This window comes from Niabella sp. (assembly GCF_030150205.1).
Classification (GTDB): domain Bacteria; phylum Bacteroidota; class Bacteroidia; order Chitinophagales; family Chitinophagaceae; genus Niabella.
Genome location: NZ_JASLGT010000027.1, coordinates 142,279 through 168,503 on the forward strand (window position 1 = coordinate 142,279; position 26,225 = coordinate 168,503).

Sequence of the window (26,225 nt, forward strand, 5' to 3'; positions counted from 1 at the left end):
TACGGCATAAAAAAGCTCCTTTTACCGGAGCTTTTTTATGTTCAATATCATTGCTATTAAAGCCGGTCCAACTCGCCCTTTACAAATTCCATCAAACCTTTGATATGATCCGGTGAAAGATCAAATCTTAACCCCGCCGCTTCAAAGAGTTGTGGCAGCGGGCGGGTTCCGCCCAGGCTCAGGGCCTGTATATAGTGCTCCAGGGCCTGTGTTTTATCCTGTTTGTATTGTTGCCAAAGGCCGATGGCCCCCAATTGGGCAATGCCATATTCAATATAGTAAAACGGTACCTCATATAAATGCAACTGGCGCTGCCAGCTGAAGTTCCGGTAATCTTCCAATCCGCTCGTGACCAGTGTTTGCGGTGTAAAGGAAGCCAGTATGGTTTGCCATGCGGAGCGTCGCTCCTCCCGGGTATGCGTGGGATGCTCATAGATCCAGTGCTGGAACTGATCGATGGTGGCAATCCAGGGGAAGATGGTCAGCACCCGCTCCAGTTGCTGCCCGTGCGCTCTTTTGAGTTCTTCCGGGGTTTTAAAAAATTCTGTCCAGTGTTCCATGCTGAATAATTCCATGCTCATGCTGGCCACTTCCGCAATCTCCGTCGGATATTCTTTAAAAGCCGATAATTTTAAGGGATGTGTTAAAAAAGAATGGATGGCATGGCCGCCTTCGTGCACCATGGTGGTTACATCATCCATGGTACCGGCCGCATTCATAAAGATAAAGGGCGCTCCTGTTTCAGCCAGCGGACAGTTATACCCGCCCGGCGCTTTTCCCTTCCGGCTTTCCAGGTCGAGCCGGCCCATTTCGTTCATCTTATGCAAACAGTCACCAAAAAAAGGTTTCAGTTCATTGAAGCAATGAATGGCCTTTTCCACCAGCTCGCTGCCGGTATTAAAGGGATGTAACGGTTCGGTGCCGGCGGGCTCCGCATCAATATCCCAGGGGCGTAATGTATCCAGCCCCAGCTTTTCCTTTTTCTGTTGATAGATCTTATCCACCAGGGGTAATACATGCTGCTTTACGGCTTCATGAAACTGGAAGCAATTTTCCTTGCTGTAATCAAAACGCCCCAGTTCGGCAAAACGGTAATCCCGGTAGTTTTCAAAGCCGGCGTTCAGCGCCACCTGGTGCCGCTTTTTCAGCAGTGCATCAAAAAGATCATCCAGGGCATCCTTATCCTGCAGGCGCCGGTCGCCTATTTTACGGTATACGCTCTCCCGCAATGTACGGTCCGGGTTTTCCAGAAATTTGGCCGCCTGTTGCAAGGTATATTCCTGATCGTTTACGGTAACGGTCATTTTTCCTGCGATGGCACCAAACTGTTGTGCTTCTACCGCCAGTTCCGATTGCAGGGGAATATTTTCTTCCCGGAACAATTCAATATTTTTTTTCACGTTACGCAGATAGGTAAAGTATTCCGGGGCCGTAAGCTCCTGTGAAAGCGGGTTTTCGATCAGCTTCCGGTTCAGCTGGTCGGCATAGGGCTGAATTTTGGGCTGAATTTCCGTCATAAAAAACGTAAAGGATTCGGCCAGTGCCGTATCCGTAGTATCACGGGTCATATTGATCTGGCGCCAGCAGGCCTCCTCGCTCACTACGGCTTCCAGCTCACTGATGTCCTGCAACCACCGGTCCAGCGCTTCTGCATCCGGCAGCACCCTGCCTGCCAGGTCTTTAAAATAAGGCTCCAGGGTTTGCCAGTCTGCTATCTTAAAACCGGCCGGTAAAAACTGTCTTTGTAAGGGTTGAATATTTGCGTCTAATTTCATGTTGATCATTTTTCTGCTGCTTTATGCAGGACAGCCGGGTGTATCCGGTTATCCGGAGCAGGAGCAGCAATATACTTTAAAAATGCAAACCATCCTTAAAACAATACGCCCCGGCAAAACCGGGGCGTTCACGAATTATAAAATGATGTGCTGATTAATCTTCCTTCTTTTTTGCGGCTTTTTTTGCAGCGGCTTTCTTAGCCGGTGCTTTTTTTACGGGTTCCGCTGCTTCGGAAGCTGCTTCCGGGGCCTTTGCAGCGGCTTTCTTGGCAGGGGTTGCTTTTTCTGCTGCTTCAGCTACCGGTGCTTCTTCAGCGGGTTCTGCTTCCTCAGCGGCTTCAGTTAACTTAATTTCGATGTTATTCTTTTGCAGAAGATCAAACCACTTTACGATCTTCTTCATATCAGAGGTATATACCCGGTCAAAATCCATATCTGCATATACTTTCTGAAAATACGCTTTTGTGGCTTTATCATCTTTCGCGTCTGGCAAAGGAGTGCCGTCGGCCTTCATGGCATTGAACACGTCTACCAGGTTTACATTATCCCGGATGGTATAAATCTCAATGCTTTCCAGGTGTGAAAACTGGTGAATGCGGGAAGACGCGAATTTGGTTGTTTTGTCGTTCAGGGAGCGAACAATGGCTCCGTCATTTTTACTGCTGATCAGCTCAAATAAGCCCGATAATCCACTTACTGCAACTAACTTATTATACTCCATGGTCATTTTTTAAGAGCCGCAAGATAAATGACTTTTTTTAAGAATATGCCTAAACGCGGTTATTTATGCGATTCTTTTCCGGTTTTAAGCAAAATCGAAGATGCAAGTCATTATTTATCAATATTTTTAAGGCATAACAAAACGATTGACCGAAAGTTTGAACCTTTTTCATCGTCCAATGGACTTTATACCCTTATTTATGAAGCATATTGCGCTATTATTTGTACTTGTGATGACTGGAATGGCTATGAACGGACAATCGATAAAAGGCACCTTGATGGATCCTGTTGAGGGGTCTACCGTAGCCGGGGCCACCGTTCAGCTGCAAAATGCTGCGGATTCTTCTATAAAAGCTTCCGCCCTTTCGGATAAAGAAGGAAAGTTCAGTTTTGGTAACCTCAGCCTGGGCGCCTATATTTTAAAAGCGACCTCCATCGGTTTTGAAACCTTTGAACAAGCCATAACGCTTTCAGATACCCTACGGGATGCCGACCTCGAGGATGTATATATCCCCAAAAAAACCACTACCCTGGAAGGCGTGGTAATTGTAGCCACGGCCCCAGCCGTAACCCAAAAGGGAGATACCACCCAGTTTAGCGCCAACCAGTATAAAACCAACCCTGATGCCACGGTTGAAGATCTGATAAAGAAAATGCCGGGCATTACGGTTGACAAGGATGGTACGGTAACCGGCCATGGCGAGCAGGTAAAGAAGGTAACGGTTGACGGAAAGGACTTTTTTGGGGATGACGCTTCTATGGCATTAAAAAATCTGCCCGCCGAAGTTGTAGACAAAATACAGTTATATGACCGGATGAGCGACCAGGCTCAGTTAACCGGGTTCGATGATGGAAATACGGCAAAAGCTATCAATATTGTAACAAAATCAGGCCTGAGAAACGGTCAGTTCGGGCGCATATTTGCCGGTTATGGAACTGATAACCGCTACTATGGCGGAGGAAATGCCAGCTTTTTTAATGGCAGCAGACGTATAACGCTCCTGGGCAATTTCAACAACATCAATCAGCAAAATTTTGCCCAACAGGATGTGTTGGGAGTTATGAGCAGCGGCGGCCGTGGCGGTGGTAACCGCGGCGGCGGTGGTCGTGGTGGTGGTGGATTTGGTAGCGGGCCGCTGAATGTGGGTCAGTCCCCGGGCATCAGCCAAACCAATGCGTTTGGAATCAATTTTTCTGATCAGCTGGGTAAAAAAGTATCCATTACGGCGTCTTACGATTTTAGGAACAGCACCAACAATAATGAATCGTTTACATTTTCGCCCACCGTTACCGAAGACAAGCGCACGCTTAACCTTTCTACAAACAACCGGTCTACCTCCAACAACAATATGCACCGGATCAATATGCGGCTGGAGTATAAGATCGACTCCAATAATACGATCATGTATATTCCCAGTTGGACGTTTCAGAATAACAGCAGCACGTCGAGCACCTACAAAACTGCTATCTACGAGAGTGGAGACAGTTCCTACATCTCTGACGGAAACAGCCGGTCTAACAGGAGCGGATATTCCCTGGGAAATAATTTAATGTATCGTCACAGTTTTAGAAAGCCGGGGCGTACGTTTTCTACATTCCTGCAGGCTAACTTTTCAAAAAATGATGGAGATAGTTATAACCTGACTAATCTCCAGAAATTTGAGAACATTAATTTGCCGGATGTCCGGAATCAATACAGGAAAAATCCTACAAACGGAGCTAATTACTCTGCCCGGATTAACTATACAGAGCCCATTGGTCAGCAGGGAATAATGGAGTTGAGCTATTCTCCGGGATTACGCATCAACAAAAGAGATCAGAAAACGTTCGATTATGATGGCATCGATTATACACTTTTTAATCCCGGTCAATCCAACAATTTTAAAAGCACCATTACCACCCATACCGGAAGTGCTAATTACCGGTTAGGAAAAGGGCGGGATAACCAGTTTTCTGCGGGGTTTGATGTTCAGTATTCTGACCTGAAAAGCGACCGGATCTATCCTTCCCCGGTTAAAACCAGCCAGGATTTTGTAGCTTTTTTGCCCAATCTCCGGTGGTCGAAAAAGATCAGCAATTATAGCAGTTTCCGGGCGTATTACCGGGCCAACACCGATTTCCCCAGTGTTGACCAGTTGCAGGATGTAGCGGATAGTTCCAGTCAAACGAATATTATTAAAGGGAACCCCAACCTTAAACAATCGTACAGCCATTGGGGATCGTTTCGTTACATTTATGCCAATACCCGCAAGGGCAATAGTTTTGCCGCTAACTTTTCTTACTCTGCGGCGCAAAATTATATTACCAGCGATGTGGTTAACAATAAGGGAATTACGAACACTACTTACATTAACCTGAATGGCTATCAGAACTTCAATAGCTTTTTGGTTTATGCATTTCCGATCAAATACATCAAATCAAACTTCAGCATCACCGGGAGCTATAATTATAGCAACACACCCAGCAAATACAACAACGTAGTGGGTAAAGTTGCTAGGAATACATTGGGAAGCGGCATATCATTGAGCAGTAACATCAGCCAGTATGTAGATTTTACGCTTCGCTACGATTTAAACTATACGCAAACAGCAAGTACGCTTGAAAATGCCGCAAGCGGGCAAAATTATATACAGCAAAGTCCCAGCCTGGCACTTAACCTGTTGTCAGAAAACGGATGGTTCATCAATACCAACCTCTCCTATGAGGGCTTCAATTTCACCAATAACAGTGCAAAAGGAACTTATTACACATTATGGAATGCTGCCGCAGGAAAAAAATTCCTCGCAAAAAAACAAGCAGAATTAAAATTATCAGTATTTGATATTTTAAAACAGAACAATAGTTTCAGCCAGTCACTCAACGATTATAACCTCATACAGACCACTACCACAAAAGTATTGCGCCAGTACTTCATGCTCACCTTCACCTACAGCCTGCGCAATTTTGGCAAGGGGAAAGCGCCAGCCCGTGAAGATGGCGAAGAACGGAGAAGGGAATGGCAGGGAGGCCCTCCGGGTATGATGCGCGGTGGCGGACGTCAGGGTGGTCCAATGTTTTAGCGGGTACTATCTGTTTTTTTTGTAATATCGCCAAATTAACCGGTATTACATTGCTGAACGAAGAAATATTAGTACAGGAATTAAAGCAGGGCAATGAAGCCGCGTTTAAACAGGTAGTTGACAGTTACCAGAATATGGTCTACAATACCTGCCTGGCCATTGTAAAAAGTGAAGAGGATGCGGAGGATATTGCACAGGATGTATTTGTGCAGGTTTTTCAATCGATCCATTCATTCAAAGGAGAATCTAAACTATCTACCTGGATTTACCGGATCGCCACCACCAAATCGCTGGATTTTGAACGCAAAAAAAAGCGAAAAAAACGGTTTGGTTTTGTACGCAGCATTTTTGGAGATGATAGCCAGGTAGTAGTAAATCCCCCGGATTTTCAACATCCCGGTGTGGTACTGGATAAAAAAGAAAATGCGTCCATTTTATTTAAAGCGATCGATCAGCTACCTGAAAATCAGCGTATTGCATTTATTCTAAATAAAGTGGAGGGATTGAGTTACCAGGAAGTAAGCGAAGTACTGGAAACTTCCGTGTCCTCTATTGAATCCCTGTTACACCGGGCAAAAAACAATCTTAAAAAAATCCTGGAAAAAGACTATAAACCCCGGGCGTAAAAGAAAAGCTGAAAAATGACGTCAAATACCATTAATAAGATATATTTAAATATTAGAGCGATCCTGAAACACTTTAAACCCGTTTTGTAATGAAAGAGCAAGATCATATTGAAACCATCCTCAACAGCCTGGATGATATCCGGCGGGCTGAAGCCCGGCCTTTTATGCATACCAGGGTGATGGCCCGTTTGAGGGAGGAATCCAATTTCTGGACAAGAGCCAGCAGCATGATCGCAAAACCGGCTGTAGCCGTTTGCTGCCTGGTAACAATCATGACCGTAAACGTTTACCTGATTGTTGATGGCAATAGTAAGCAACGGACAGAAACGGTAAGTGCTGCCGGAACGGAATCGGATATCCTGCAAAACGAAAACTTTATCCTGGCGTCCAACACCAGTTATGATTTTAACAAATAGAGGAATGAACAATACGGAACGAAACAGAACCCTTATTTTTATCATCGCATTGCTGCTGATCACCAACCTGGCATTGCTGGCATATACCTTTATTTTTTCAAAAAAACACCATTTCGATAAAGAGCGGGAAGGCTTTACCGCTGCCCTCAAAAACGAAGTAGGCTTTACCGATAGCCAGCTGGAGCAATTCAAGGCATTAAAACAAAAACACTGGACCAGCGCCAAAACAGATATGGAGCAGATCCGTAAGATCAAACAGCAATTATTTGACCTTACCCGGCAGCCCACTGTTGCCGACAGTACGATTGCTTTGCTGGCCGACTCAATTGCAATCCTGCAAAAAGGCGCAGAAATAAAGGCCTTTCATCACTTTAAAGCCACCCGGTCTATTTGCACGCCCGAGCAGCAGCCAAAATATGATTCCCTCATGACCAAGATTATCCGGCAGGGAAGAAATGGCCGTCCTGTTCCTCCCGGTGTTCCCAATAAATAAAAATTATACAGGCTTGCAACTTTCTTAAGGGCAAGAAGCCTCTTCTACTATATAATAGCATCAAATCACATAATTTTGTAACATGAGAAGCAGATTTATCCTGGTTTTAGGGCTGTTTTTGACGCTGAATAGTTCCCTTTATGCCCAAAAGGAAAGTGTTGGAGATAAGGTGGGCGCTGTTTTAACAAAATTTGATGCAGCCATAAAACCAGACAAGGCAAAAAGAAGCAGTATAGAAACCATCTTTACCGACTTTTATACCGCGCAGGAAAAATTGCGCGACAATATCCAGGGCTCTTCCACACTTGCACAGGGATTGCAACAGGATTATCAGAGTGTACGTAAACAGAACGAAGGTCTTTTTACAGAACGGGATAACCAGCTAAAAAAAGCCCTGACAGCCGACGAATATAAAAAGTGGAAAGAAGAAATTGAACCTGCTTTACGCAAAACGGGGAAAAAATAAACCTCGTTTCAAGCGCTAGATTACAGAAAAAAGGTACAGTTTATCGGTATGCGAAAGCGTTTCATGATCCTGAACCACAGCTACCTGGCGCCCATCATCGGACCATACCACTGAGTGGATCTCTTTTTTTACCAGTGGCAGCTGCAACTTTGAGAAATCGGAAATCCTCAATATAAATGCCTCCTGCTCACTGTTTATATAAAACATAAAACGGCCGTCCGGACTCAGCCAGGCCTTGCTGAACTCAACATTCAGCGGTTTCTTCGAAATAACCTTCCCCGACCGATAGGTAACAATAAAACTGGTATCCTCTGCCATCAGGTGATTATCATCCAGGTAAACCAGCTGATCGCCTGGCAGCATAGCAAATTTTGCATCCAGGTTACTGTAATGCCGGATACCAAAATTGTGTAATGTATCCTGCCCCCGCATTAACAGGTGGGAATATTCATTAGCCAGCCCGGGTGCAGAGTCCTGCGGACTGTATACGGTAAATGCATAGTTATTGCCGGAACCGTATACATCCCCCAGCAGGTCATATAACCGGTGCCGGATCCGGGCGCCATACAGCAGTTCTGTTTTCTTTGTAAAGAGGTTGTACCGGTGCAACGAAATACCGGCCGCATACGGGCCATTTACCGCATCTCCTGTTTTATAGATGATCCTTGCAGAATCAGTAAATACCGGATCCATTAAAAATCCACGCGCTGTTGTAACAGCGTCGGCTGCCTTTTTTGACTGTAATTCAAAAACCCGGATCCCGTTTCCTTTTAAGGATGCGGCCACGATCCGGGCTCCGTTAAGCGGCTTTTCCTGGTATGCATAAACCACCCGCTGGCTATTGGGCGAAAACCGGGGTGCCCAGCCGTAATCCAGCAACATGAGGCGCCGACTTTTCAGATCATAATGCACAATAACCGGGTCCAGCAAACGGCTGGTATCTTTTCCGTAACCGATCCGGTTTTCTGTGCCAGGAGGTACAGTTATTACAGCCCCGGCCTCTTTGTTCCGGAGCCGCTTTACAAATACCAGCTGATCATCCTGTTTATTTATAGAAACACCCTGGAGGATATGGCCCTCCTGGAACCATTCCAGCTGAAGCTGCGCTTTTGGCGTTTGCGCAATAATACCTGTAACAAAAAAAACCAAGAAAAACGTTGTAATTCCTTTCATCAATACTGAATCCGTTTAATTGCAATCGCATTATAAATATATCCATTATAAGACGCAAGGCCGGCGTATTTGTTGCCATGTGGAAACGTTTTTAATGTTTTATTAGCAAATAAGCTGCCCGGACGCAGGCGGAAAATCGTCATTTTTTGAAGCAGAACGCCTCTTTTTAGCTGTTTTTCAGGCCGGTACTCAAGCAGCAACATCAATGAGACCGTCATTGTTGTGACAATTTTTTTGTGACAAGAAAAGAGTGTCACAGATTTTTTGTCACAAAAAAACCCGAGTCTCTGCTATGAATGGACGATGGCGAATGTACGTTTAGTTATCCTGATTTGCCGTGGTGGACAATAGGATAAATCTGTAATTAACGTTCAATACATAAGCCGGCTGTCACTCGCAACTTTATGTTGGTAAGACCACCGAGGTGATAACCATCATTTCCCCTTAAATGCCTTTACGGCTGCGGTTCCAATATGAGGTTATCGCATACAGCGCGTACCACGCCTTCCTCATTATTATCAAAATTAGTAACAAAATTAGCCGCGGCAATAATACCGGGATGCGCATTTTTCATCGCATAACTGTATTTGGCCACCTGCATCATTTCCAGGTCGTTCAGGTAATCACCAAAAACCATGGTTTCATCATAACCCACGCCCAGCGCCTGCTGCACCAGCTTCACCCCTACTCCTTTATTGGCATTAAAAGCCGTAAAATCGAGCCATCGTTCACCGGCTACCGCTACTTTATAGGTGGTTTCATATTGTTTAAAATGCGGGTAGCTATTGGTTTCAGCATCGATCAGGTCACATAGAGATACTTTCAGGATCGGTTCCGTAACTTTTGTCAGATCATCCACCAGCTCATAGTGCTGGTAATATTGCAGTGCCTGTTTCAGCAGGGACTCTTCTTTATTTTCCATATAGGCCTTATCCTTGCCACAAAGCACAGGGTATACCTGGTTCAAGGTCCGGGCTTTTTGAACAAATGTGTTAACGGCTTCCCGGTCCAGCATTTCTACCAGCAATTCCTTACCCTGGTAGGTTACATAGCTCCCGTTATCCGATAAAAAGTAGGTATGATCCTTTATGGGCTCAAAAAGCGTCAGCAGGTTGTGGTGCGGCCGGCCGCTCGCAATGCCCAGCACTATATGTTGCTGCACCAGCTGTTTTTCAAATTCCCAAAATCCCGCGGGGAGTTCTTTTTTATCATTTAATAAGGACCCATCCAGGTCTGTAACAATCAATTTTACCATTTATCCGATACGGCCCCCTGACTTTGAATGATCAAACGGCTTATTCCGTTTTCAGAAAGCGCTGCAAAGGTAATGCCCCTGCAGGGAATGTGAGAATTTGAAAATGTGAAAATGTGGAAATGTGGAAATTACAAATTCCAAATACAAATGCAGATTCCGTTGCAGAAAACCTGTGAGACAATGGGAACATGGTGAAAATATTAAATGAAAAAGTAAAAGAGAATCATCTGCTTTGCTCAGCGAACTGCTGTCCTGGAAACAAATACCACTTCTGCCTTTCTCATTTAATATTCAATATTTTACATCCCTCCCAAAGGGAGGTGGCTACCACATCCGGATCCGGTCTTCGGGCTTTTTGTACAGTTTATCGCCTTCTTTTACATTAAAGGCTTTATACCAGGCATCCATATTTACCGGCGCGCCAATGGTCCGGTACTCACCCGGGGAATGCGGATCGGTTAAAATGAATTGAGCTGCTGTTTCCGGAAGAATATTTCCCCTCCATACCTGTGCCCAGGCAAGGAAAAAACGCTGATCGGGCGTAAAGCCATCTATCTTTTTGTTAGACTGACCTTGCTTTGTCATCTTAAACGCTTCGTACGCCACATTTAACCCGCCCAGGTCGCCAATATTTTCACCCAGCGTCAATTTTCCATTTACATGAATGGTATCCAATATGGTATAACCGTCAAATTGCCGGGCAAGCGCATCCGCTTTGGCATCAAATTTCTTCCGGTCTTCGTCTGTCCACCAGTTGCGGAGGGTACCGTCTGCATCATATTTGCTTCCGTTATCATCAAAACCATGCGACATTTCATGACCGATCACCGCCCCGATACCGCCATAATTCACGGCGTCATCTGCATTGGGATCAAAGAATGGGAACTGTAAAATACCAGCGGGGAAAACGATCTCGTTCAGCGTGGCGCTGTAATAAGCGTTTACGGTGGGCGGCGTCATTCCCCAACGCTCACGGTCTACCGGTTTACCCAGGCGACTGATCATAAAATGATAGCTCCAGTTATTTACATTCCTGATGTTCTGGAAAAAGTTATTGCGATCGATGACCAGGCCGTTGTAATTTTCCCATTTATCGGGGTATCCGATCTTCGGCCGGAAGGCCGCCAGCTTTGCCAGCGCCTTTTCCTTGGTAGCCGCCCCCATCCAGTCGAGCCCTTTGATCCGGATCTCAAATGCCTTCCGGAGATTGGCTACCAACTCCTCCATCCTGGCTTTTGCTGCGGGTTTAAAATACTCTTTTACATACAACTGTCCCAGCAACTCACCAATGTTTCCATCGGTTAAAGACGACATCCGCTGCCAGCGGGGCGTTTGAATTTTTTGTCCGGTTAATGCCTGTGTAAATGCAAAATTGGCGTTTACGAACGGGGTGCTTAAATAAGGCGCGGATCCTTTAAGCAGGTACCATTTCAGGTATACTTTCCAGTCATTCAAGGGGATTGTCTTCAGCAGTGCTGCTGCTGTTGTAAAAAATGCCGGGTTATTTACCAGGATGCTGTCCTGGCCTTTCACTTCCAGTTCAGACAGGATTTCTTTCCAGTTAAGTCCCGGGGTGATCTTAGACAGCTCATCGAGGGAAAATTTGTTATAGGTCTTGTATGCATCCCGCATTTCAACCCGGCTCAATTGCGCCGCGGCCAGTTGTTTTTCAATTTTAAAAATAGTGGCGGCATTTGCCCGGGCTGCTTCGGCAGGGGTACCCACCAGTTCAAAAAGCGTGGTTATGTATTTGGCATAGGCGTCGCGGATCTGCACCGACCGCTGGTCATCTTTTAAGTAATTGTCCCTGTCGGGCAGTGAAGTGCCCCCCTGGCTAAGCTGCGGGATCATCACCTCTACATTTTTACGATCCTGCCCTACAAAAAACCCATATACCGGGGAAGCCGTACCACTTACGCGGAGCCCGTTGATCTTCTGAAGCAGTTCCGGCTGTGTTTGTATGGCATCCACAGCAGCCAGGTCTCCCTTTATGGGATTATAGCCCAGTTTTTCGATGGCCGCACTATCCATACCAGCGGCATAAAAATCACCCACCCGCTTTTCTACAGAGCCGGCCGGCGCATTTTTATCGGCCCCGGCTTTTTCCAGGATGGATTTTACCGCGTTGATATTAAAATCACGCAGTACGTTAAAGCTGCCCCAACGGGTTTCCTTTGCCGGAACCGGGTTGTTTTTTATCCAGGTACCGCTGGCATATTCGTAAAAATCATTGCCGGGTTTTACGGAGCGATCCATATTGGCCGGATCAATAAATTTTTTCTGCTTTTGAGCCTGCACCGGAAAAGCACTTAACAACAGGGCCGTACCGGCGCCCCAAATACCCGCTTTTAAAAATATTTTCATTTTATATGATCAATTAGGGCATGAAAATAAATATATTTTAATTCACATGGCATAACGCATTTAAGATTTTCAAAAGAAGCTCGTCCTGTTTTAATGGATAAAGCGTCAGCTAAATTCAAAATGTGCATTTCTTTGGGCATAACCGGTTCAAAACCCCGGTTTTTGGTGAATAAGCGGCTTTTTTTGTGCATTTTATTGTTCACAACCACTGCAAAACAACCGACCCCGAAATTTGGAAATGGGCAGTTGCGGATCGTATCTTCAAATTGCAATTGACGAAACGATTAATTTATTAGACGATTTTGTCAAACGCGCACTGACAGTTTCTTTGAAATCAGGTTTGTTTGATGCCGCTTTTGTCTGACAGCAATGAAGGATGGAACCGGGGTTAAGCAGCCAGAAAAACAGGAACGTCTTCGCTTAATAAAGCAAGGACGGGGGCACTTGCTCAAAGGCAGAACAGCCGAAATACCGCAAGGTATTGGAGCGTTCGGCGTGAGGGAAGCGCAAACACCCGCCCGGAATTTTAAGCAAAACAGCGGAAGCCTTGCCGGTTGCCGGGAATCAGTCGTTTTAGCTGTGTGGTCTGTAAAAGGAATGCACAACTGTAACCAGGTTTCTCCGACAGCAACAATGCAGAAGCTATTAAAAAAGCATCGGGTTAGTAAGTGATGAGCCGGGAAACCGGTTTTGAACAGAAGCACGATGCTTTTTTTATTTAAACCAGTTAGGTCCCTAAGACCTAACTGGTTTGTTTATTCCCTATCCGCCAATTCACTGATCATTTCCGCTACCAATGCCGACCAACCGGTTTGATGGTTGGCGCCCAGCCCGCGACCGGAATCCCCGTTAAAATACTCGTAAAACAGGATGAGATCCTGGTTTTCCGGCAGGTTAAAGAACCAGTTGTATTCCCCGTAAATCGGCCGGCTGCCATTGGTATCTTTTTGAAACAGGCTGATCACCCGTTTGCATAATTCCGTTGAAATATTGAACAGGTTCATCATATTTCCCGATCCCGTGGGATATTCCATCAGGAAGGAATCGTGATAAAACTTACCCAGCCGCCTGATCGACTGGATGATGATAAAATTGATCGGGATCCATACCGGTCCGCGCCAGTTGGAATTGCCCCCAAACATATCGGAGGTGGAATCACCGGGGTCATACCGGATGGAATGCACTTCGCCGTTGATGGTAACGGAATACGGATTCGCTTCGTGATATTTGGATAAAGCCCGGATGCCGCCATCAGATAAGAACTCTGTTTCATCCAGCAGGCGCGTCAGCAGCGCCTTCAGCCGGTCGCGCTGCACCAGCGACATCAGCATTTCTTCACCATCTCCTTTTTCTTCATTGGGCCAGAACAGATCGTTCTTCAGCCGGTAATTTTTATACCAGTTAAACCGCTTCTTAAAATCGGGCAGTTTATCAAAAATATCCTTGTTCATGATGTTCACCGCGTACAGCGAGGTCAATCCTACAATTGACCGGATCTTCAGCGGCTGGGGCGGTGCATCCCGCATGCACAGTACATCATAAAAGAACTGGTCTTCCTCGTTCCACAACACATGGTCATTCAATGCCTCTGCGATCAATACAAAGTGTTCAAAGAACTTGGTCACCATGTCTTCAAAGGAGGGATCTACCACCGCGATCTCCAGGGCAATATCCATCATATTCAGCGCATAAATCCCCATCCAGCTGGTACCATCGGCCTGCTCCAGCTGCATTTCGCCTTTATCGTGATAACTGCGGTTAAATACCCCGATATTATCCAGCCCCAGGAAGCCGCCTTCAAAGATATTATCGCCCTTCAGATCCTTGCGGTTGATCCACCAGGTAAAATTGATCGTAAGCTTGTTGAATACTTTTTTCAGGAAATCGATATCCCCTTTTCCTTTTGCCTTCTTCTCTATTTCATAGATCTCCATCGCCGCCCAGGCCTGCACCGGCGGATTTACATCGCTGAAATTCCATTCATAGGAAGGCAGCTGTCCATCGGGTTTCATAAACCATTCCCGCATCAGCAACAGCAGCTGGTTCTTTGCAAATACCGGGTCTACCACGGCCATGGAAATACACTGAAACGATTGATCCCAGGCCGCATACCAGGGATATTCCCATTTATCCGGCATGGAAATAATATCCTGGTTCTTTAAATGCGTCCACTCACTGTTCCGTCCGGTAAGACGGGAAGGTATGATGGGTGTAATGCCATCGGATACACTCAGCCAGCGTTCCACATCATAATGGTAATACTGCTTACTCCACAGCAGCCCTGCCAGCGCCTGTCGCTGCACCCGTGCTATATTGGGGTTAATACCTTTGGGGAATATTGCTTCATAAAAGGCATCCGCTTCTTTTCTCCGGTCGTCGAACAATTGCAGGAACTGCGCATTGAACGGATCCTTCGCCGGCTGATTGGTAAGCCGGCAATAAATGGAGATCGTTTCACCGGCATTGACCGTACGCTTAAACACCGGCGCAAAACGGGTACCATGCTTCCGGTTGCGCAACTGATCGGTATTTTTCCCTTCGATGATCGCATCGTGAAACGCATCTTTTACAAAAATGCTGTTATTGGGGCGACCGAACAACTTTTCAAAATTGGTTTCATTGTCGGTAAACAGTGCATCATCAGCCCCCTGGAAATAAAAATAGTAATCGCCGATGCGGTTATGTGTTGCCCGCACCGTATGATCGTTTACCCATGCAATATCCGGTACCGCTGTATTAGAGCCGTTGGACCAGCGGTTATAAAACCAAAGCAACGGCAATACGGTAATGGGGGCAGCTTCGCTGTAAAGATTGGTAATATTGATCCGTATAGCAATATCCGTACTTGTTTCCTTTGCGTAGGTAACATGTACATTGAAATATTTTCGGTTGTTGAAGATACCGGTATCCAGGATCTCGTACTCCGTTTGGTTCTTATCCCGTATCCGGTTCTGCTCCCGGAGCTGTTCATAGGGGAAGGCCTCCTGTGGATACTTATACAGGTATTCCATGTAGTAATGCGTAGGCAGGTTATCGAGGTAGAAGTACAATTCCTTTACATCTTCCCCATGATTACCTTCATGATTTCCCAAACCAAAGAGTCGCTCTTTCAATATTTTATCCTGTCCGTTCCAAAGTGCTACTGCAAAACAGAGGTTTTGAAAATAATCAGAAATACCGGCCAGGCCGTCCTCGCCCCAGATATAAGCGCGGCTATGCGCATGATCGAATGGAAAATAGTTCCAGGTATCACCGTTCTGACTGTAGTCTTCCCGTACGGTGCCCCACTGGCGCTCACTTACATAAGGCCCCCACTGCTCCAACGGGATTTGCTTTTTTGCATTTTCCGCAAGACGTTTATGTTCTGCTGTCATCAATTTTCACTTTAACTAAAAACCTCCATATGGATTAGATATGGAGGCTACAAAAATATCTTTTTTAAAATTAAGGGGATTTCCGGTGAATCAATACTTCCGGTATACGTTGTACAAAACTTTTTTATCGTAATCTGTTAACATCGGTGAACTGTCGTTTTGTATAAAATGCAGCTTGAACGACTGGATGGCGGAAGCCGGCGTGGTAATATCGTACCCGATCACCCGCAGGGCCAGCAGGGCATTGAAATCTGCAGGTGGTTCTGCGAGGTTGGCAGAATCGTACCAGTAACCAAAGCCCGCTTCGGCCAGCCGCTTCCAGGGGAAGTATTTACTGGGGTCATTTTTACGTACCGGGGCAATATCCGAATGCCCGATAAAATTGGCCTGGGGTATACCGAATTTATCTTTCAGGTATCCCAGCAATTTGATGAGGGAACTGATCTGTGCGTCAGAAAACGGTTCGGTACCGTTGTTGTCTATTTCAATACCGATACTACAGGAGTTCATATCGGTAATGGCGCCCCATTTGCTTTTGCCGGCATGCCAGGCACGCATATACTCGTTTAGCATCTGGTAAGTAACCCCATCGCGTCCCACTACAAAATGCGCACTTACGCTGGTACGGGAAATGGAAAAGGTAAACAGGGTTTGCTCGGCGCTGGTTTGAGCCGTATGATGCAGGATCACAAAGTTGGGTTTCCGGACATCAAAGTTTACGGTGGTATACCATTGCGAATTTACCGCCGGATTTTTTGGATTGGGCACCACCGTCATTTCTTTAAACAGGTTCTCCGTTATTTTATAATAACTGGGTTTTGCGGCAACGCGCTGAATACTGTCTGTAATGTTCCTGTAAAAAGCCGGGGAGCGGTAGCCTGCCGAGGTATTGGCAGCAGCGGTATTGTCGGTTTCCGGTTCTTCCCTCCGTTCTACTTTTGTATTTACCACGGGCCGTTCTTCCGGAGGTTTCCTGGTGGTGATCTGTTCGGGTCTGGTAAAAGTGGTCTGATTGGGGTTACGGTTATTATCCGGAGGTTTCTGATTAGCGGGCGGCGATGTGTGGGACAACACATTCCTTCGGGCAGGTTGCGAAGTGCCACAGGCGTACAGCACCACCATCAACAATGCCATTCTAAATAATGCTTTGCTGCTCAACATTTCTGATCGTTTCGTTCAATGAATCTATAAAATAAGGCCGTTTCCTTAGGTGAAAGTAACGAAAATCCTCGTAAAATGGCCGATCCCGGCTAAAATTGTGCATTCGAACAATTTATTTTATGATTTTGTTAATGCAGTATTACCTTTAGAAAAAAAAGTTTATGGCTGCAAGATTTGGTATGATCGGATTGGGAACAATGGGTCGGAACCTGGTATTAAACATTGCGGATCATGGGTTTGAAGTTTGCGGTTATGACCGCGATGAAAACCAGCGAAAAATCACCGAAGAAGCCGGAAAGGGCAAACCTGTTTCAACCGCTGCTTCTTCTGCAGCGCTGGTTGCCAAACTGGAAACACCCCGCATCATTATGTTATTGGTTCCTGCCGGAAAGATCGTGGATGCCGTGATCGGCGAACTCGTTCCGCAGTTGCAGAAAGGCGATATTCTCATCGACGGCGGTAACTCGCATTTTATCGACACCGAACGAAGATACCAGGAGCTGCAAAACTCCGGGATCCATTTCATTGGGATGGGTGTTTCCGGCGGTGAAGATGGCGCCCGTTTTGGTCCCAGCATGATGCCGGGTGGCAACAAAGAAAGCTATGAACTGGTAAAAGATATCCTGGAAGCCATTGCCGCCAGGGCGGAAGGTGAGCCCTGTGTAGCCTATATGGGACATACCGCTGCGGGGCATTATGTAAAGATGGTGCACAATGGTATTGAATATGCTGTTATGCAGATGATCAGTGAGGTATATGGATTGCTGAAGAATGAAGGCATGACCAATGCGCAATTTGCCGACCTGTTTGAAGAATGGAACCAGGGTGAGCTGCAATCCTTCCTGATCGAGATCACTGCTGTAATTTTCCGGGAGAAAGATCCTGAAACCGGTAAAGACCTTATCGACCTGATCCTGGATAAAGCCAAACAAAAAGGTACCGGTTTATGGACCTCCGAAAGCTCACTGGAGCTCAACGTGCCCCTGCCTACCATTGATATTGCCGTTTCCATGCGGTACCTGTCGGCACTGAAAGACGAACGCACGGCTTTTTCAAAGCTCTATGATCACCAGAACCAAAAAACCGGTACCAACCTGGAGGCCCTTAAAAACATTTGCCGCGATGCCCTGCATTTTTCGTTCATGCTGGCCTATGCCCAGGGACTGGAGCTTTTGCAGGTAGCATCGGCCAATTACAACTACGAGATCGATATCAAGACCGTAGTAAAAGTATGGCGTGGCGGTTGTATCATCCGCTCCGTGTTGCTGAAGGATCTGTTCAACGCGTATGAAAAAGAACCGGCGTTAACAAATATTATCGGGTCCACACAGTTTTCCGGTGTATTGAAAGAAAAGCGTAAAGCGATCGTACAGTTCCTCAAAACCGCCATGGATGCAGGTGTAGCAGCATCATCGATATCTTCAATACTGAATTATTTTGATGCCTATACTACAGAGCGTTTACCCGCCAACCTGATACAAGCTCAGCGGGATCTGTTTGGTGCACATACGTATGAGCGTATTGATAAGCCGGGAAGTTTTCATACAGACTGGCCGTATACACCGGCAGAAGCACAATAGTTTTTTGGGCCGCGAAGGCGCTAAGACACGAAGAAACACGAAGATTTTTAATGCCACATAACCGCTTTGTGTTTCTTTGTGACTTTGGGACTTTGTGGTTCCACGGCAATTTCGCCACCAAGGCGCCAAGGCTCTAAGAAACACCAAGATTTCTAAAGTCATACCGCCCTTTGTGTTTCTTTGTGGCAATGATATTCTTCTTTGTGGCATTAGTTCCCTTTTCCTAACTTTATGTTCATTCACAAACCTAAAAAACACCAAAATGAACAGCAGTTTTTATGCCTACCGGGAAGTGTTGGCTAAGCAAGTAGTTGACATCGCTTATACCATTCATTATAAGCTGGGGCCTGGCTTATTGGAATCCGTTTATCAAACATGTTTTTGTTATGAACTTTCCAAAAGAAACATACCATTCATCCAACAAAGGAAAGTTCCGATAAAATATGATGATATAGAATTCCCCGAAGGATTAAGATTGGATATCCTGGTCGACGACCTGATCATTGTAGAGCTAAAAGCACAGGAAAATTATCATCCGGTTTGGGAAGCGCAGTTGTTGAGTTATCTTAAACTTTCAGATAAACATCTGGGCTTTATCATCAATTTCTCCGTATCGCTGATCAAAAACGGGATTAAAAGAATGGTGCTGTAAAACCCGGGCCACTAAGGCGCTAAGCCGCTAAGAAACACGAAGATTTCTGAAACCATACTATCACTTTGTGCACCTTTGTGACTTCGTGTCTTTGTGGCGAAATCCGTTCTTTTAAACATTCCTTTGCGTAACTTAGTGCCCTGTGGCTTTGTAGCGTAAAAAATTAAACCGTTTATATGAGCTTTAAACAAACACCCGCCAATATTGTGATTTTCGGCGGCTTTGGAGACCTTTCCTGGAGAAAACTGATCCCTGCATTTTATAACCTGTTTATTTATGGCTATATGCCGGAGGAGTTTGCCATTTATGCCGTTCACTACCAGGGCATGCCCGAAGATTCTTTTGAAAAGCATATGCTGGAAGGCGTGAATAATTTTTCCCGGAGCGGAAAGGCCAAGCCCGAACAATGGAATCAGTTTATTAAGAAGCTCTATTTTTTCCAGGGCGATTTTACACTGGATGATACCTATACCCGGCTTAAGACCATTTTGAATAAGAATGATAAGGACTGGAAGAAACGCGCTACCCGGCTGTTTTATTATTCGGTAGCCCCTACGTTTATTGATCCCATCTCCAAATCCATCTCCAAATATAAACTGGCGCCGCAGCCCAACAAGGACCGCATTGTGGTGGAAAAGCCCTTTGGTACCGACCTGGCATCTGCTAAAGCACTGAACAAATTGCTCAAAGATAATTTTGAAGAGAACCAGATCTACCGCATCGATCATTACCTGGGCAAGGAAGTGGTGCAGAACCTGCTGGCCTTCCGTTTTGCCAATTATATTTTTGAACCGCTTTGGAACCGGAATTTTATTGAAAACGTACAGATCAGCGTAACCGAAGAAGTAAGTGTAGGCACGCGCGGCAGTTACTATGATAAGAGCGGCGCCCTGCGCGATATGATCCAGAACCACCTGATGCAGTTGCTTTCCGTGGTAGGTATGGATTGTCCGAAGGGCAATGATGCAGAAGCCATCCGCAATGAAAAAGTAAAAGTACTGAAAAGCGTACGTCCCTTTACGCCATCAACGGTAGCTTCAGATGTGGTACGGGCGCAATATACCGCCGGCGAAATTGACGGGCAGCACCAGCAGGGCTATCTACAGGAAACCAGCATCACCAAAGGTTCCACTACGGAAACCTATGCAGCAGCAAAGATGTATATTGACAACGACCGCTGGAAGGGTGTGCCCTTTTACCTGCGTACGGGCAAGTGCCTGCAGAAACAATCCTCTCTGATTGTGATCACCTTTAAAGATTCCCCGTTTAAAATATTTAAGGATGATGTAACGCCCAACCAGCTCATCATCAGCATACAGCCGGAACAGGAAATCACCTTGTTGTTTGAAGGAAAAGTACCCGGGCCTGTGATGAAACTAAAGCCCGTTGAAATGGACTTTACCTATTATGAATCCTTTGCCGAACAACCGCCGGAAGCTTATGAAACCTTGTTGCTGGACGCATTGGAAGGGGATGCAACACAGTTTATGCGGGCAGACCAGGTGGAAACCGCATGGAGTATTGTGATGCCCATTTTGCAGGAATGGGAAAAGAATGGAAAAACCGGGCTGGAAAAATACCCTGCCGGTAGCTGGGGCCCAAGGAAGGCGGAGCAGCTTATTAAAAAAGATGGCTTCCAATGGGTGCTGCTGCCACCGCCGAATGGCAGAGACCGCTATATTTGCAAAGAACGCAGAAAAGAAATTAAATAATGAGCAACCCGATTCAACTTATTTGGAAAGATAAAGAAGCATTGAGCCTTGCTGCTGCTTATCATTTTGTAAGTGCGGCCGCAAAAAGCATTGCAGCCAACGACCGTTTTACCGTAGCTTTTTCCGGAGGCAGTACGCCCAAAAGATTGTTTGAAATTCTGGCTACACCGGCCTTCAGCAATAATATCGACTGGAAAAAAGTATTCATTTTCTGGAGTGATGAGCGCTTTGTGCCGCATACCAGCGATGAAAGCAATTATAAAATGAGCCGGACAGCCTTGCTGGACCATATCCGCATCCCCCGGAAAAATGTTTTTGCCACGCCCACTAAGGGAGAACCGGCTGCCTGCGCTGCAGCATATGAAGCCAATGTAAAAGCAGTGCTTGGTAAAAGTACGCAGTTCGATTTAACGCTACTGGGCATGGGTGATGACGGGCATACCGCTTCCCTGTTCCCCGGCACCACCATCTTAACCGAAACAAAACGGCTGGTAAAAGAAGTATGGGTGGAAAGCAAACAAACCTGGCGCATCAGCTTTACTTATACGCTTATTAATAAAAGTAAGGAAGTGATGCTGCTGGTGGGTGATGCGAATAAATATCCGATCCTGAAAAAGATCTTTGCAAAGAACGCCAAACACCTTTACCCCGTGCAGGGCGTAGCTCCGCAGAAAGGGCAAACCATCTGGATGCTGGATGAGGCGGCGGTTACGGGGAAAGGATAGCAGGAATAATTTTTTACGGCCGGCTGGTTTTCCCGCAGATTTTCGCTGATCTTTTTCGCAAATCTGCGCAGAAGCCTCAACGGACACCCGTGAAATCCGCGGGCATTTTATATCAAGGCCTGTGGGAGCTAAAACCCGAACCATCCTCCTTTTTCCATCGCTACGTACCATCCATCTTCCCGCTCTTCTACCGGGTAGGTTTTTAAAAAATATCCTTCACCGGTGGTATTGCGTCCCGTTTCCAAATTGAACTTGTACCGGTGTACGGGGCAAACGATATCGCCCTGTACGTTTACATAGCCCCCTGCCAGGGGAGCAGCTGCGTGCGGGCATTTGGCCGCGCAGGCAAAAAGCCTTTCATGAAACCGCGCAATGCATAAATGCTTGCCGCCGACCTTTATTTCCGCAAGGCCTTCTTCATTAAAATTCAACTCATTCGGGTGCAGGGCAAGCAAGTGCCACTCCAGCTTTTTACTCATGGTACTAAATTAAACTTTTAAACAGCAAGGGCGCGCATTTTAAAGTTTAACCAGGGTGTATTGTCATTTAAGGGAAGCAGGAGCAATGCCGATGCATCAGCGTTTTATCACTAATTTTAAAATAAAAAAAGTGGCATTAAAAAGCAGCGACATTGTTAACAGCCGTGGGCGGAAAATACAGACCATTCTAGCAGGTGTTTTATCCTTTGTTATTTTGTTGTGTATATCCGGCTGTAACGATGAGCCCAAACAAGCCACCAGAAAATCCTTCGATTATATAAAAGCAATACCGGGCCCAAGTGACCCTGTGCTGCCCGAAATAGCCAGCAAGGGCCAGGTTTTAATTGGTTATTCAGATTGTTACAGTTGTCATAAGGAAGACAGGCGATCCGTTGGACCGGCCTTTAAAGATATAGCAAAACGATACCCTGTAAATGAAGCCTATATTGATTACCTCGCAAAAAAAATAATCAGCGGTGGTAGTGGAAGCTGGGGAGCAGCAGTAATGACACCTCATCCGCAGCTAAGCGCTGAAAATGCAAAAACAATGGTTAGTTATATTTTGTCGCTGCGGGAGTAATTTGGGGAACGTGAGCGACCGGGGCGACATGGAGGAATAACCTACGCCCGAAGGATCGCTAAAAGGCCATGTCTCCCAAGTTTTATTTGTTGCCTCAATAACAAAACAATGTGACTTACCTTGCCCTATAAAGCGCTCATGCATTAAATCCCTTCCCTTAAAAAAACATCGTTTTATACGGATACCGCACCTGGTAAAGCTCTTTTACTTTATTTAGGATCGTGGAGCGCAATCCTTCTACATTCCGTCTTTCGGTGGCGGCTACAAATACGGCATTGCCACCGGTTTCATGGTTCCAGCGGTCGTACAGGTCCTGCAGGATCTCTTTTTTTGTATCCTCACCCAGCCACTCATCAAAGGTCTGCTGTTCATACAGATCCATTTTATTAAACACGGTGATGATGGGTTTGTCAAACGCTTTCAGTTCCTGGAGGGTTTTATTCACCACCGCCATCTGGTCTTCATACTGCGGGTGCGATATATCTATTACATGAATCAGTATATCGGCCTCCCGTACCTCATCCAGCGTGCTTTTAAAGCTTTCAATAAGGTGGTGTGGCAGTTTACGGATGAAGCCAACCGTATCGCTGAGCAGGAAAGGTGTATTATCAAAAACTACTTTACTGGTTGTTGTATCCAGGGTGGCAAATAATTTATTTTCAGCAAACACATCGCGTTTACTGAGCAGGTTCATAATCGTACTCTTCCCTACGTTGGTATACCCTACCAGTGCCACGCGGATAAACTCCCCGCGGTTTTTGCGTTGGGTTGCCGATTGTTTGTCTATTTCTTTCAGGCGGTTCCGTAGTAGTGAAATTTTCTCCCGTACGATCCGGCGGTCGGTTTCAATTTCCGTTTCACCCGGTCCGCGTGTACCGATACCACCCCCCAGGCGTTCCAGGTGTTTCCACATCCCGCGCAGGCGAGGCAGGATGTATTGATATTGGGCCAGCTCTACCTGGGCCTTGGCTTCGGCTGTTTTAGCCCTGCGGGCAAAAATATCCAGGATCAGGTCCGACCGATCGATGGTTTTTACCCCTATGGCTGTTGTAATATTATTGATCTGTGCACCGGAAAGCTCGTCATCAAAAATGACCAGGTTCACCTGGTGCGCCAACGCATACTGGCGTATTTCTTCCAGCTTCCCCTTTCCTACAAAGGTGCGGGAATCCGGGTGCTGCAATTTCTGTATAAACCGCTTCTTTGTTTCCGCACCGGCGGTTTCGGCCAGAAATGCCAGCTCATCCAGGTATTCCACCACCTGTTGCTCCGTCTGGTCCTTCGTTACTACTCCAACGATTACCGCCGTTTCCGTTCCTTGTATTATATTCTTCTTATCAAGCATGAATGGGCAAAGTTAGTACAAAGACCTTTAAGGTTTGAAAAAGGGAACAGGAAGTAGTAAATAGCAAGTGGGGATTTTTTTCCGATTCGTTTGAGCGTCTTTAAGAAAGTAAACAAATAATATTTATTTTGCAGCTATCCTAAAAAACATTCCACTTCCCTACTTATTCGCTATTCCCTACCCCCTATGAACGCTACCGCTGACTGGCGATGAGCAGGTTCAGATCGGTATACCGCAGATCAAACCGCTGACTTAAATAAAAATTGGTAAGGTATCCTTTAAACAGGTAGATGCCGTTCCGCAGGTGTAGCTGGTGCCATACCAGCCGCTCAATGCCGCCCTCATCGCCGGCCTCCACCAAGAGGGGGGCCAGTACATTGCTGATGGCCTGGGAAGCGGTACGGGCAAAACCGGAGGGAATATTGGGTACACAATAATGTATGACCCCGTATTTAATAAAGATCGGACTTTCATGGGAGGTCACCTCCGAGGTTTCAAAACAACCGCCCCGGTCGATGGTAGCATCGATGACCACCGAACCCTGTCGCATGCCGCTCACCATCTCCTCCGTAACCACCAGCGGGCTGCGGCCCGATTCATTGGCCAGCGCCCCCACAGCCACCTCACAGGTTTTTAATTGTTTGGCCAGCAGCTTGGGCTCCAGTACGGAGGTCCACAACCGGTGACCGATGGCATTTTCCAGTCGCTTTAAACGGGAGATATTACTATCAAATAATTTAACGGACGCCCCCAGTGCCAGCGCCGCCCGGGCTGCATACTCTCCTACAATCCCGGCCCCGATGATCACTACCTTGGTTGGCGCAATACCGGTAATACCACCCAGCAACACACCCTTTCCATGATTGGCCGAGCCCAGGTATTGCGCTGCAATCAGCATCACGGCGCTGCCGGCGATCTCGCTCATGCTGCGCACAATGGGATAGGAATCACTATCGTCCTTCAGGTTTTCAAATGAAAGCGCCGTTACTTTTTTCTGCATCATAGCATGCAGCACTTCTCTTCTTAAAACAGATAAATGCAGCGGGGAAATAATGATCTGGTTGTGTTGCAGCAGCGGGAGGTCTTCCTCCACTACCGGCGCACTTTTTACCAGGATGGGCGCCTTAAAAACCTCTTCCCTCGAATAAACGATCTTGGCCCCGGCCTCACTGTATTCCGCATCCCGGAAATGTGCGGCATCCCCGGCATTGTGCTCTACCATCACCGAATGGCCGTTGGCAATTAAAACCGCTACGGCATCGGGCGTAAGCGAAACCCGGTTTTCCTGAAACGCAATTTCCTTGGGTATGCCAATGGTCATACCACCACCCTTTACACGAATATCCAATGTTTCCTCCTGCGTTTCATAACTAAAGGAAGTGCTCACGATGGTTTTTATCTTACTCATAAAACAAGGGGCCGGGCGAAATGACTTTTAGCAAAAGGTTTAAATTGTGTGATATCGTTTTAGCTGTAAAATTACTTATTTTTTAGTATTTCTATTTCACGCTGCGCTCCTTCAAGTACCCTTAAAGATACATACAGGGTTCCCTCCGGGAAAAGATCCGGGGCCTTTTCCGGCCATTCCACAAAACAATGATGATTGCTATATAAACAGTCTTCCACACCCGCCCGAACGGCTTCTTCTTCATTTTGTAAGCGGTAAAGGTCTATATGATAAACAGAAGCGGGTTTACCAGCCTCCGTATAACGGTATTCGTTAATAATGGAAAAGGTCGGACTGCTCACCACGTCCTCTACCTGTAAAAGCTGGCAGATTGTATAGATCAGCGTGGTTTTCCCTGCGCCCATTTGTCCGTAAAATGCAATGTTTTTTTTGTCACCGGCTTCTTGCAGCAACCATTCGGCAACCTGTATAATCTCGTTGAGTGAAAACACTTTTTTCATGCTGCAAAGATAAGACGGCGGTTCGATTTGAGCGATACCTCCGCGTTACATAAGGCGGATGTGTAAAGATCAGGGATAAAGTCGTTTCCTTATCCGTTTGGTCACAATTCCGCATGAAGCGAGACAGTGCCACAAATGACGCTTTACAGGCCACAGATGCGCTGATTAAAGAAAAGCCCATCTGCGCATCTGCGGCCCAAACCCTACATTTCACAATAAAGCCATACCAGTTTTATCAAACCCCGGCCCTGGCGATCGTCCCTTCTCTAAAGCCAGATATGAGATGGCCCGCACATGACGCGTTGTAAGCCACAGATTCGCTGATTAAAGAACAAATCCATCTGCGCATCTGCGGCCCAAAC

General features: G+C 46.3%; 23 protein-coding genes. 10 read left to right on the forward strand and 13 right to left on the reverse strand.

Translation table 11 applies throughout. The features are described 5' to 3' along the window. Positions 1-56: 56 nt before the first annotated feature. Both Q1V85_RS20690 and Q1V85_RS20695 read right to left on the reverse strand, forming a co-directional pair. Complete coding sequence (locus Q1V85_RS20690; protein WP_300602627.1) at positions 57-1,775, reverse strand: M3 family oligoendopeptidase; 1,719 nt, start codon at positions 1,773-1,775, stop codon at positions 57-59. Between the two features lie 154 nt (positions 1,776-1,929). After that, on the reverse strand, positions 1,930-2,496 hold the full coding sequence (locus tag Q1V85_RS20695; protein WP_300602631.1) for a DUF5606 domain-containing protein: 567 nt from the start codon (positions 2,494-2,496) through the stop codon (positions 1,930-1,932). Positions 2,497-2,695: 199 nt separating this feature from the next. Here Q1V85_RS20695 and Q1V85_RS20700 point away from each other — a divergent pair, with 199 nt between their 5' ends. The 5 genes from Q1V85_RS20700 (at position 2,696) to Q1V85_RS20720 (ending at position 7,555) form a co-directional block, all read left to right on the forward strand. Beyond that, positions 2,696-5,554: a TonB-dependent receptor gene (locus tag Q1V85_RS20700; RefSeq protein WP_300602634.1), complete on the forward strand. Its 2,859-nt coding sequence runs from the start codon at positions 2,696-2,698 to the stop codon at positions 5,552-5,554. 50 nt (positions 5,555-5,604) lie between these two features. Continuing rightward, on the forward strand, positions 5,605-6,180 hold the full coding sequence (locus tag Q1V85_RS20705) for an RNA polymerase sigma factor (RefSeq protein ID WP_300602637.1): 576 nt from the start codon (positions 5,605-5,607) through the stop codon (positions 6,178-6,180). Between the two features lie 89 nt (positions 6,181-6,269). Continuing rightward, positions 6,270-6,596, forward strand: coding sequence for a hypothetical protein (locus Q1V85_RS20710; protein ID WP_300602640.1), 327 nt, complete (start codon positions 6,270-6,272; stop codon positions 6,594-6,596). 4 nt (positions 6,597-6,600) lie between these two features. Continuing rightward, complete coding sequence (locus tag Q1V85_RS20715) at positions 6,601-7,089, forward strand: hypothetical protein (protein WP_300602643.1); 489 nt, start codon at positions 6,601-6,603, stop codon at positions 7,087-7,089. A gap of 82 nt (positions 7,090-7,171) precedes the next feature. After that, positions 7,172-7,555 (forward strand): hypothetical protein, encoded by a 384-nt coding sequence (locus Q1V85_RS20720; RefSeq protein WP_300602646.1) that lies wholly within the window; start codon positions 7,172-7,174, stop codon positions 7,553-7,555. 15 nt (positions 7,556-7,570) lie between these two features. Here the strand turns inward: Q1V85_RS20720 and Q1V85_RS20725 are convergent, their stop codons facing one another. From Q1V85_RS20725 to Q1V85_RS20755, 7 genes are all read right to left on the reverse strand, one after another. Then, entirely contained in the window at positions 7,571-8,728 is a 1,158-nt protein-coding gene (locus tag Q1V85_RS20725) for a hypothetical protein (protein ID WP_300602648.1), read from the reverse strand. Beyond that, a complete protein-coding gene (locus Q1V85_RS20730) occupies positions 8,728-8,985 on the reverse strand; it encodes a hypothetical protein (protein ID WP_300602649.1) in 258 nt (85 codons plus the stop codon). Before Q1V85_RS20730 ends, Q1V85_RS20725 begins: the two co-directional genes overlap by 1 nt. Positions 8,986-9,182: 197 nt before the next feature. Further along, positions 9,183-9,983, reverse strand: a complete 801-nt coding sequence (locus Q1V85_RS20735) for an HAD family hydrolase (RefSeq protein WP_300602651.1) — start codon at positions 9,981-9,983, stop codon at positions 9,183-9,185. A gap of 324 nt (positions 9,984-10,307) precedes the next feature. Beyond that, positions 10,308-12,347, reverse strand: a complete 2,040-nt coding sequence (locus tag Q1V85_RS20740) for a M13 family metallopeptidase (protein WP_300602653.1) — start codon at positions 12,345-12,347, stop codon at positions 10,308-10,310. Further along, the gene (locus Q1V85_RS20745; protein ID WP_300602656.1) at positions 12,344-12,619 is read right to left on the reverse strand and encodes a hypothetical protein; all 276 of its coding nucleotides are present in this window, start codon (positions 12,617-12,619) and stop codon (positions 12,344-12,346) included. The genes Q1V85_RS20740 and Q1V85_RS20745 overlap by 4 nt, the downstream gene beginning before the upstream one ends. A 483-nt stretch (positions 12,620-13,102) precedes the next feature. Beyond that, the gene (locus Q1V85_RS20750) at positions 13,103-15,721 is read right to left on the reverse strand and encodes a glucosidase (RefSeq protein WP_300602659.1); all 2,619 of its coding nucleotides are present in this window, start codon (positions 15,719-15,721) and stop codon (positions 13,103-13,105) included. Positions 15,722-15,811: 90 nt separating this feature from the next. Beyond that, positions 15,812-16,882 (reverse strand): N-acetylmuramoyl-L-alanine amidase, encoded by a 1,071-nt coding sequence (locus tag Q1V85_RS20755; RefSeq protein ID WP_300602662.1) that lies wholly within the window; start codon positions 16,880-16,882, stop codon positions 15,812-15,814. A 161-nt stretch (positions 16,883-17,043) separates the two neighbouring features. On the opposite strand from Q1V85_RS20755, the gene gndA reads away from it, so the two are divergent. The 4 genes from gndA (at position 17,044) to pgl (ending at position 21,551) form a co-directional block, all read left to right on the forward strand. Continuing rightward, positions 17,044-18,462: an NADP-dependent phosphogluconate dehydrogenase gene (gene gndA / locus Q1V85_RS20760; protein WP_300602665.1), complete on the forward strand. Its 1,419-nt coding sequence runs from the start codon at positions 17,044-17,046 to the stop codon at positions 18,460-18,462. A gap of 262 nt (positions 18,463-18,724) precedes the next feature. Then, positions 18,725-19,114 carry a GxxExxY protein gene (locus Q1V85_RS20765; protein WP_300602668.1) on the forward strand — a complete coding sequence of 130 codons (390 nt, stop codon included), beginning with the start codon at positions 18,725-18,727 and terminating at the stop codon, positions 19,112-19,114. Between the two features lie 176 nt (positions 19,115-19,290). After that, complete coding sequence (gene zwf / locus Q1V85_RS20770) at positions 19,291-20,826, forward strand: glucose-6-phosphate dehydrogenase (RefSeq protein ID WP_300602669.1); 1,536 nt, start codon at positions 19,291-19,293, stop codon at positions 20,824-20,826. Continuing rightward, positions 20,826-21,551: a 6-phosphogluconolactonase gene (gene pgl / locus Q1V85_RS20775; RefSeq protein ID WP_300602672.1), complete on the forward strand. Its 726-nt coding sequence runs from the start codon at positions 20,826-20,828 to the stop codon at positions 21,549-21,551. The genes zwf and pgl overlap by 1 nt, the downstream gene beginning before the upstream one ends. Before the next feature lie 128 nt (positions 21,552-21,679). On the opposite strand, the gene Q1V85_RS20780 is transcribed toward pgl, so the two are convergent. After that, on the reverse strand, positions 21,680-22,030 hold the full coding sequence (locus Q1V85_RS20780; RefSeq protein ID WP_300602674.1) for a Rieske 2Fe-2S domain-containing protein: 351 nt from the start codon (positions 22,028-22,030) through the stop codon (positions 21,680-21,682). A gap of 130 nt (positions 22,031-22,160) precedes the next feature. On the opposite strand from Q1V85_RS20780, the gene Q1V85_RS20785 reads away from it, so the two are divergent. After that, a complete protein-coding gene (locus Q1V85_RS20785; RefSeq protein WP_300602677.1) occupies positions 22,161-22,610 on the forward strand; it encodes a c-type cytochrome in 450 nt (149 codons plus the stop codon). Positions 22,611-22,767: 157 nt separating this feature from the next. On the opposite strand, the gene hflX is transcribed toward Q1V85_RS20785, so the two are convergent. From hflX to tsaE, 3 genes are all read right to left on the reverse strand, one after another. Next, positions 22,768-23,955, reverse strand: coding sequence for a GTPase HflX (gene hflX / locus Q1V85_RS20790; protein WP_300602679.1), 1,188 nt, complete (start codon positions 23,953-23,955; stop codon positions 22,768-22,770). Between the two features lie 193 nt (positions 23,956-24,148). Beyond that, on the reverse strand, positions 24,149-25,363 hold the full coding sequence (locus Q1V85_RS20795; protein WP_300602682.1) for an alanine dehydrogenase: 1,215 nt from the start codon (positions 25,361-25,363) through the stop codon (positions 24,149-24,151). A 71-nt stretch (positions 25,364-25,434) separates the two neighbouring features. Then, positions 25,435-25,863: a tRNA (adenosine(37)-N6)-threonylcarbamoyltransferase complex ATPase subunit type 1 TsaE gene (gene tsaE / locus Q1V85_RS20800; protein ID WP_300602686.1), complete on the reverse strand. Its 429-nt coding sequence runs from the start codon at positions 25,861-25,863 to the stop codon at positions 25,435-25,437. Positions 25,864-26,225 lie beyond the last annotated feature (362 nt).

What these genes read in the sequence shown, in the direction of transcription:
- Q1V85_RS20690 (WP_300602627.1), bottom strand. Translation starts at nt 1,775, where the DNA reads ATGAAATTAGACGCAAATATTCAACCCTTACAAAGACAGTTTTTACCG.
- Q1V85_RS20695 (WP_300602631.1), bottom strand. Translation starts at nt 2,496, where the DNA reads ATGGAGTATAATAAGTTAGTTGCAGTAAGTGGATTATCGGGCTTATTT.
- Q1V85_RS20700 (WP_300602634.1), top strand. Translation starts at nt 2,696, where the DNA reads ATGAAGCATATTGCGCTATTATTTGTACTTGTGATGACTGGAATGGCT.
- Q1V85_RS20710 (WP_300602640.1), top strand. Translation starts at nt 6,270, where the DNA reads ATGAAAGAGCAAGATCATATTGAAACCATCCTCAACAGCCTGGATGAT.
- Q1V85_RS20715 (WP_300602643.1), top strand. Translation starts at nt 6,601, where the DNA reads ATGAACAATACGGAACGAAACAGAACCCTTATTTTTATCATCGCATTG.
- Q1V85_RS20720 (WP_300602646.1), top strand. Translation starts at nt 7,172, where the DNA reads ATGAGAAGCAGATTTATCCTGGTTTTAGGGCTGTTTTTGACGCTGAAT.
- Q1V85_RS20725 (WP_300602648.1), bottom strand. Translation starts at nt 8,728, where the DNA reads ATGAAAGGAATTACAACGTTTTTCTTGGTTTTTTTTGTTACAGGTATT.
- Q1V85_RS20735 (WP_300602651.1), bottom strand. Translation starts at nt 9,983, where the DNA reads ATGGTAAAATTGATTGTTACAGACCTGGATGGGTCCTTATTAAATGAT.
- Q1V85_RS20740 (WP_300602653.1), bottom strand. Translation starts at nt 12,347, where the DNA reads ATGAAAATATTTTTAAAAGCGGGTATTTGGGGCGCCGGTACGGCCCTG.
- Q1V85_RS20750 (WP_300602659.1), bottom strand. Translation starts at nt 15,721, where the DNA reads ATGACAGCAGAACATAAACGTCTTGCGGAAAATGCAAAAAAGCAAATC.
- Q1V85_RS20755 (WP_300602662.1), bottom strand. Translation starts at nt 16,882, where the DNA reads ATGTTGAGCAGCAAAGCATTATTTAGAATGGCATTGTTGATGGTGGTG.
- gndA (WP_300602665.1), top strand. Translation starts at nt 17,044, where the DNA reads ATGGCTGCAAGATTTGGTATGATCGGATTGGGAACAATGGGTCGGAAC.
- Q1V85_RS20765 (WP_300602668.1), top strand. Translation starts at nt 18,725, where the DNA reads ATGAACAGCAGTTTTTATGCCTACCGGGAAGTGTTGGCTAAGCAAGTA.
- zwf (WP_300602669.1), top strand. Translation starts at nt 19,291, where the DNA reads ATGAGCTTTAAACAAACACCCGCCAATATTGTGATTTTCGGCGGCTTT.
- pgl (WP_300602672.1), top strand. Translation starts at nt 20,826, where the DNA reads ATGAGCAACCCGATTCAACTTATTTGGAAAGATAAAGAAGCATTGAGC.
- Q1V85_RS20780 (WP_300602674.1), bottom strand. Translation starts at nt 22,030, where the DNA reads ATGAGTAAAAAGCTGGAGTGGCACTTGCTTGCCCTGCACCCGAATGAG.
- hflX (WP_300602679.1), bottom strand. Translation starts at nt 23,955, where the DNA reads ATGCTTGATAAGAAGAATATAATACAAGGAACGGAAACGGCGGTAATC.
- Q1V85_RS20795 (WP_300602682.1), bottom strand. Translation starts at nt 25,363, where the DNA reads ATGAGTAAGATAAAAACCATCGTGAGCACTTCCTTTAGTTATGAAACG.
- tsaE (WP_300602686.1), bottom strand. Translation starts at nt 25,863, where the DNA reads ATGAAAAAAGTGTTTTCACTCAACGAGATTATACAGGTTGCCGAATGG.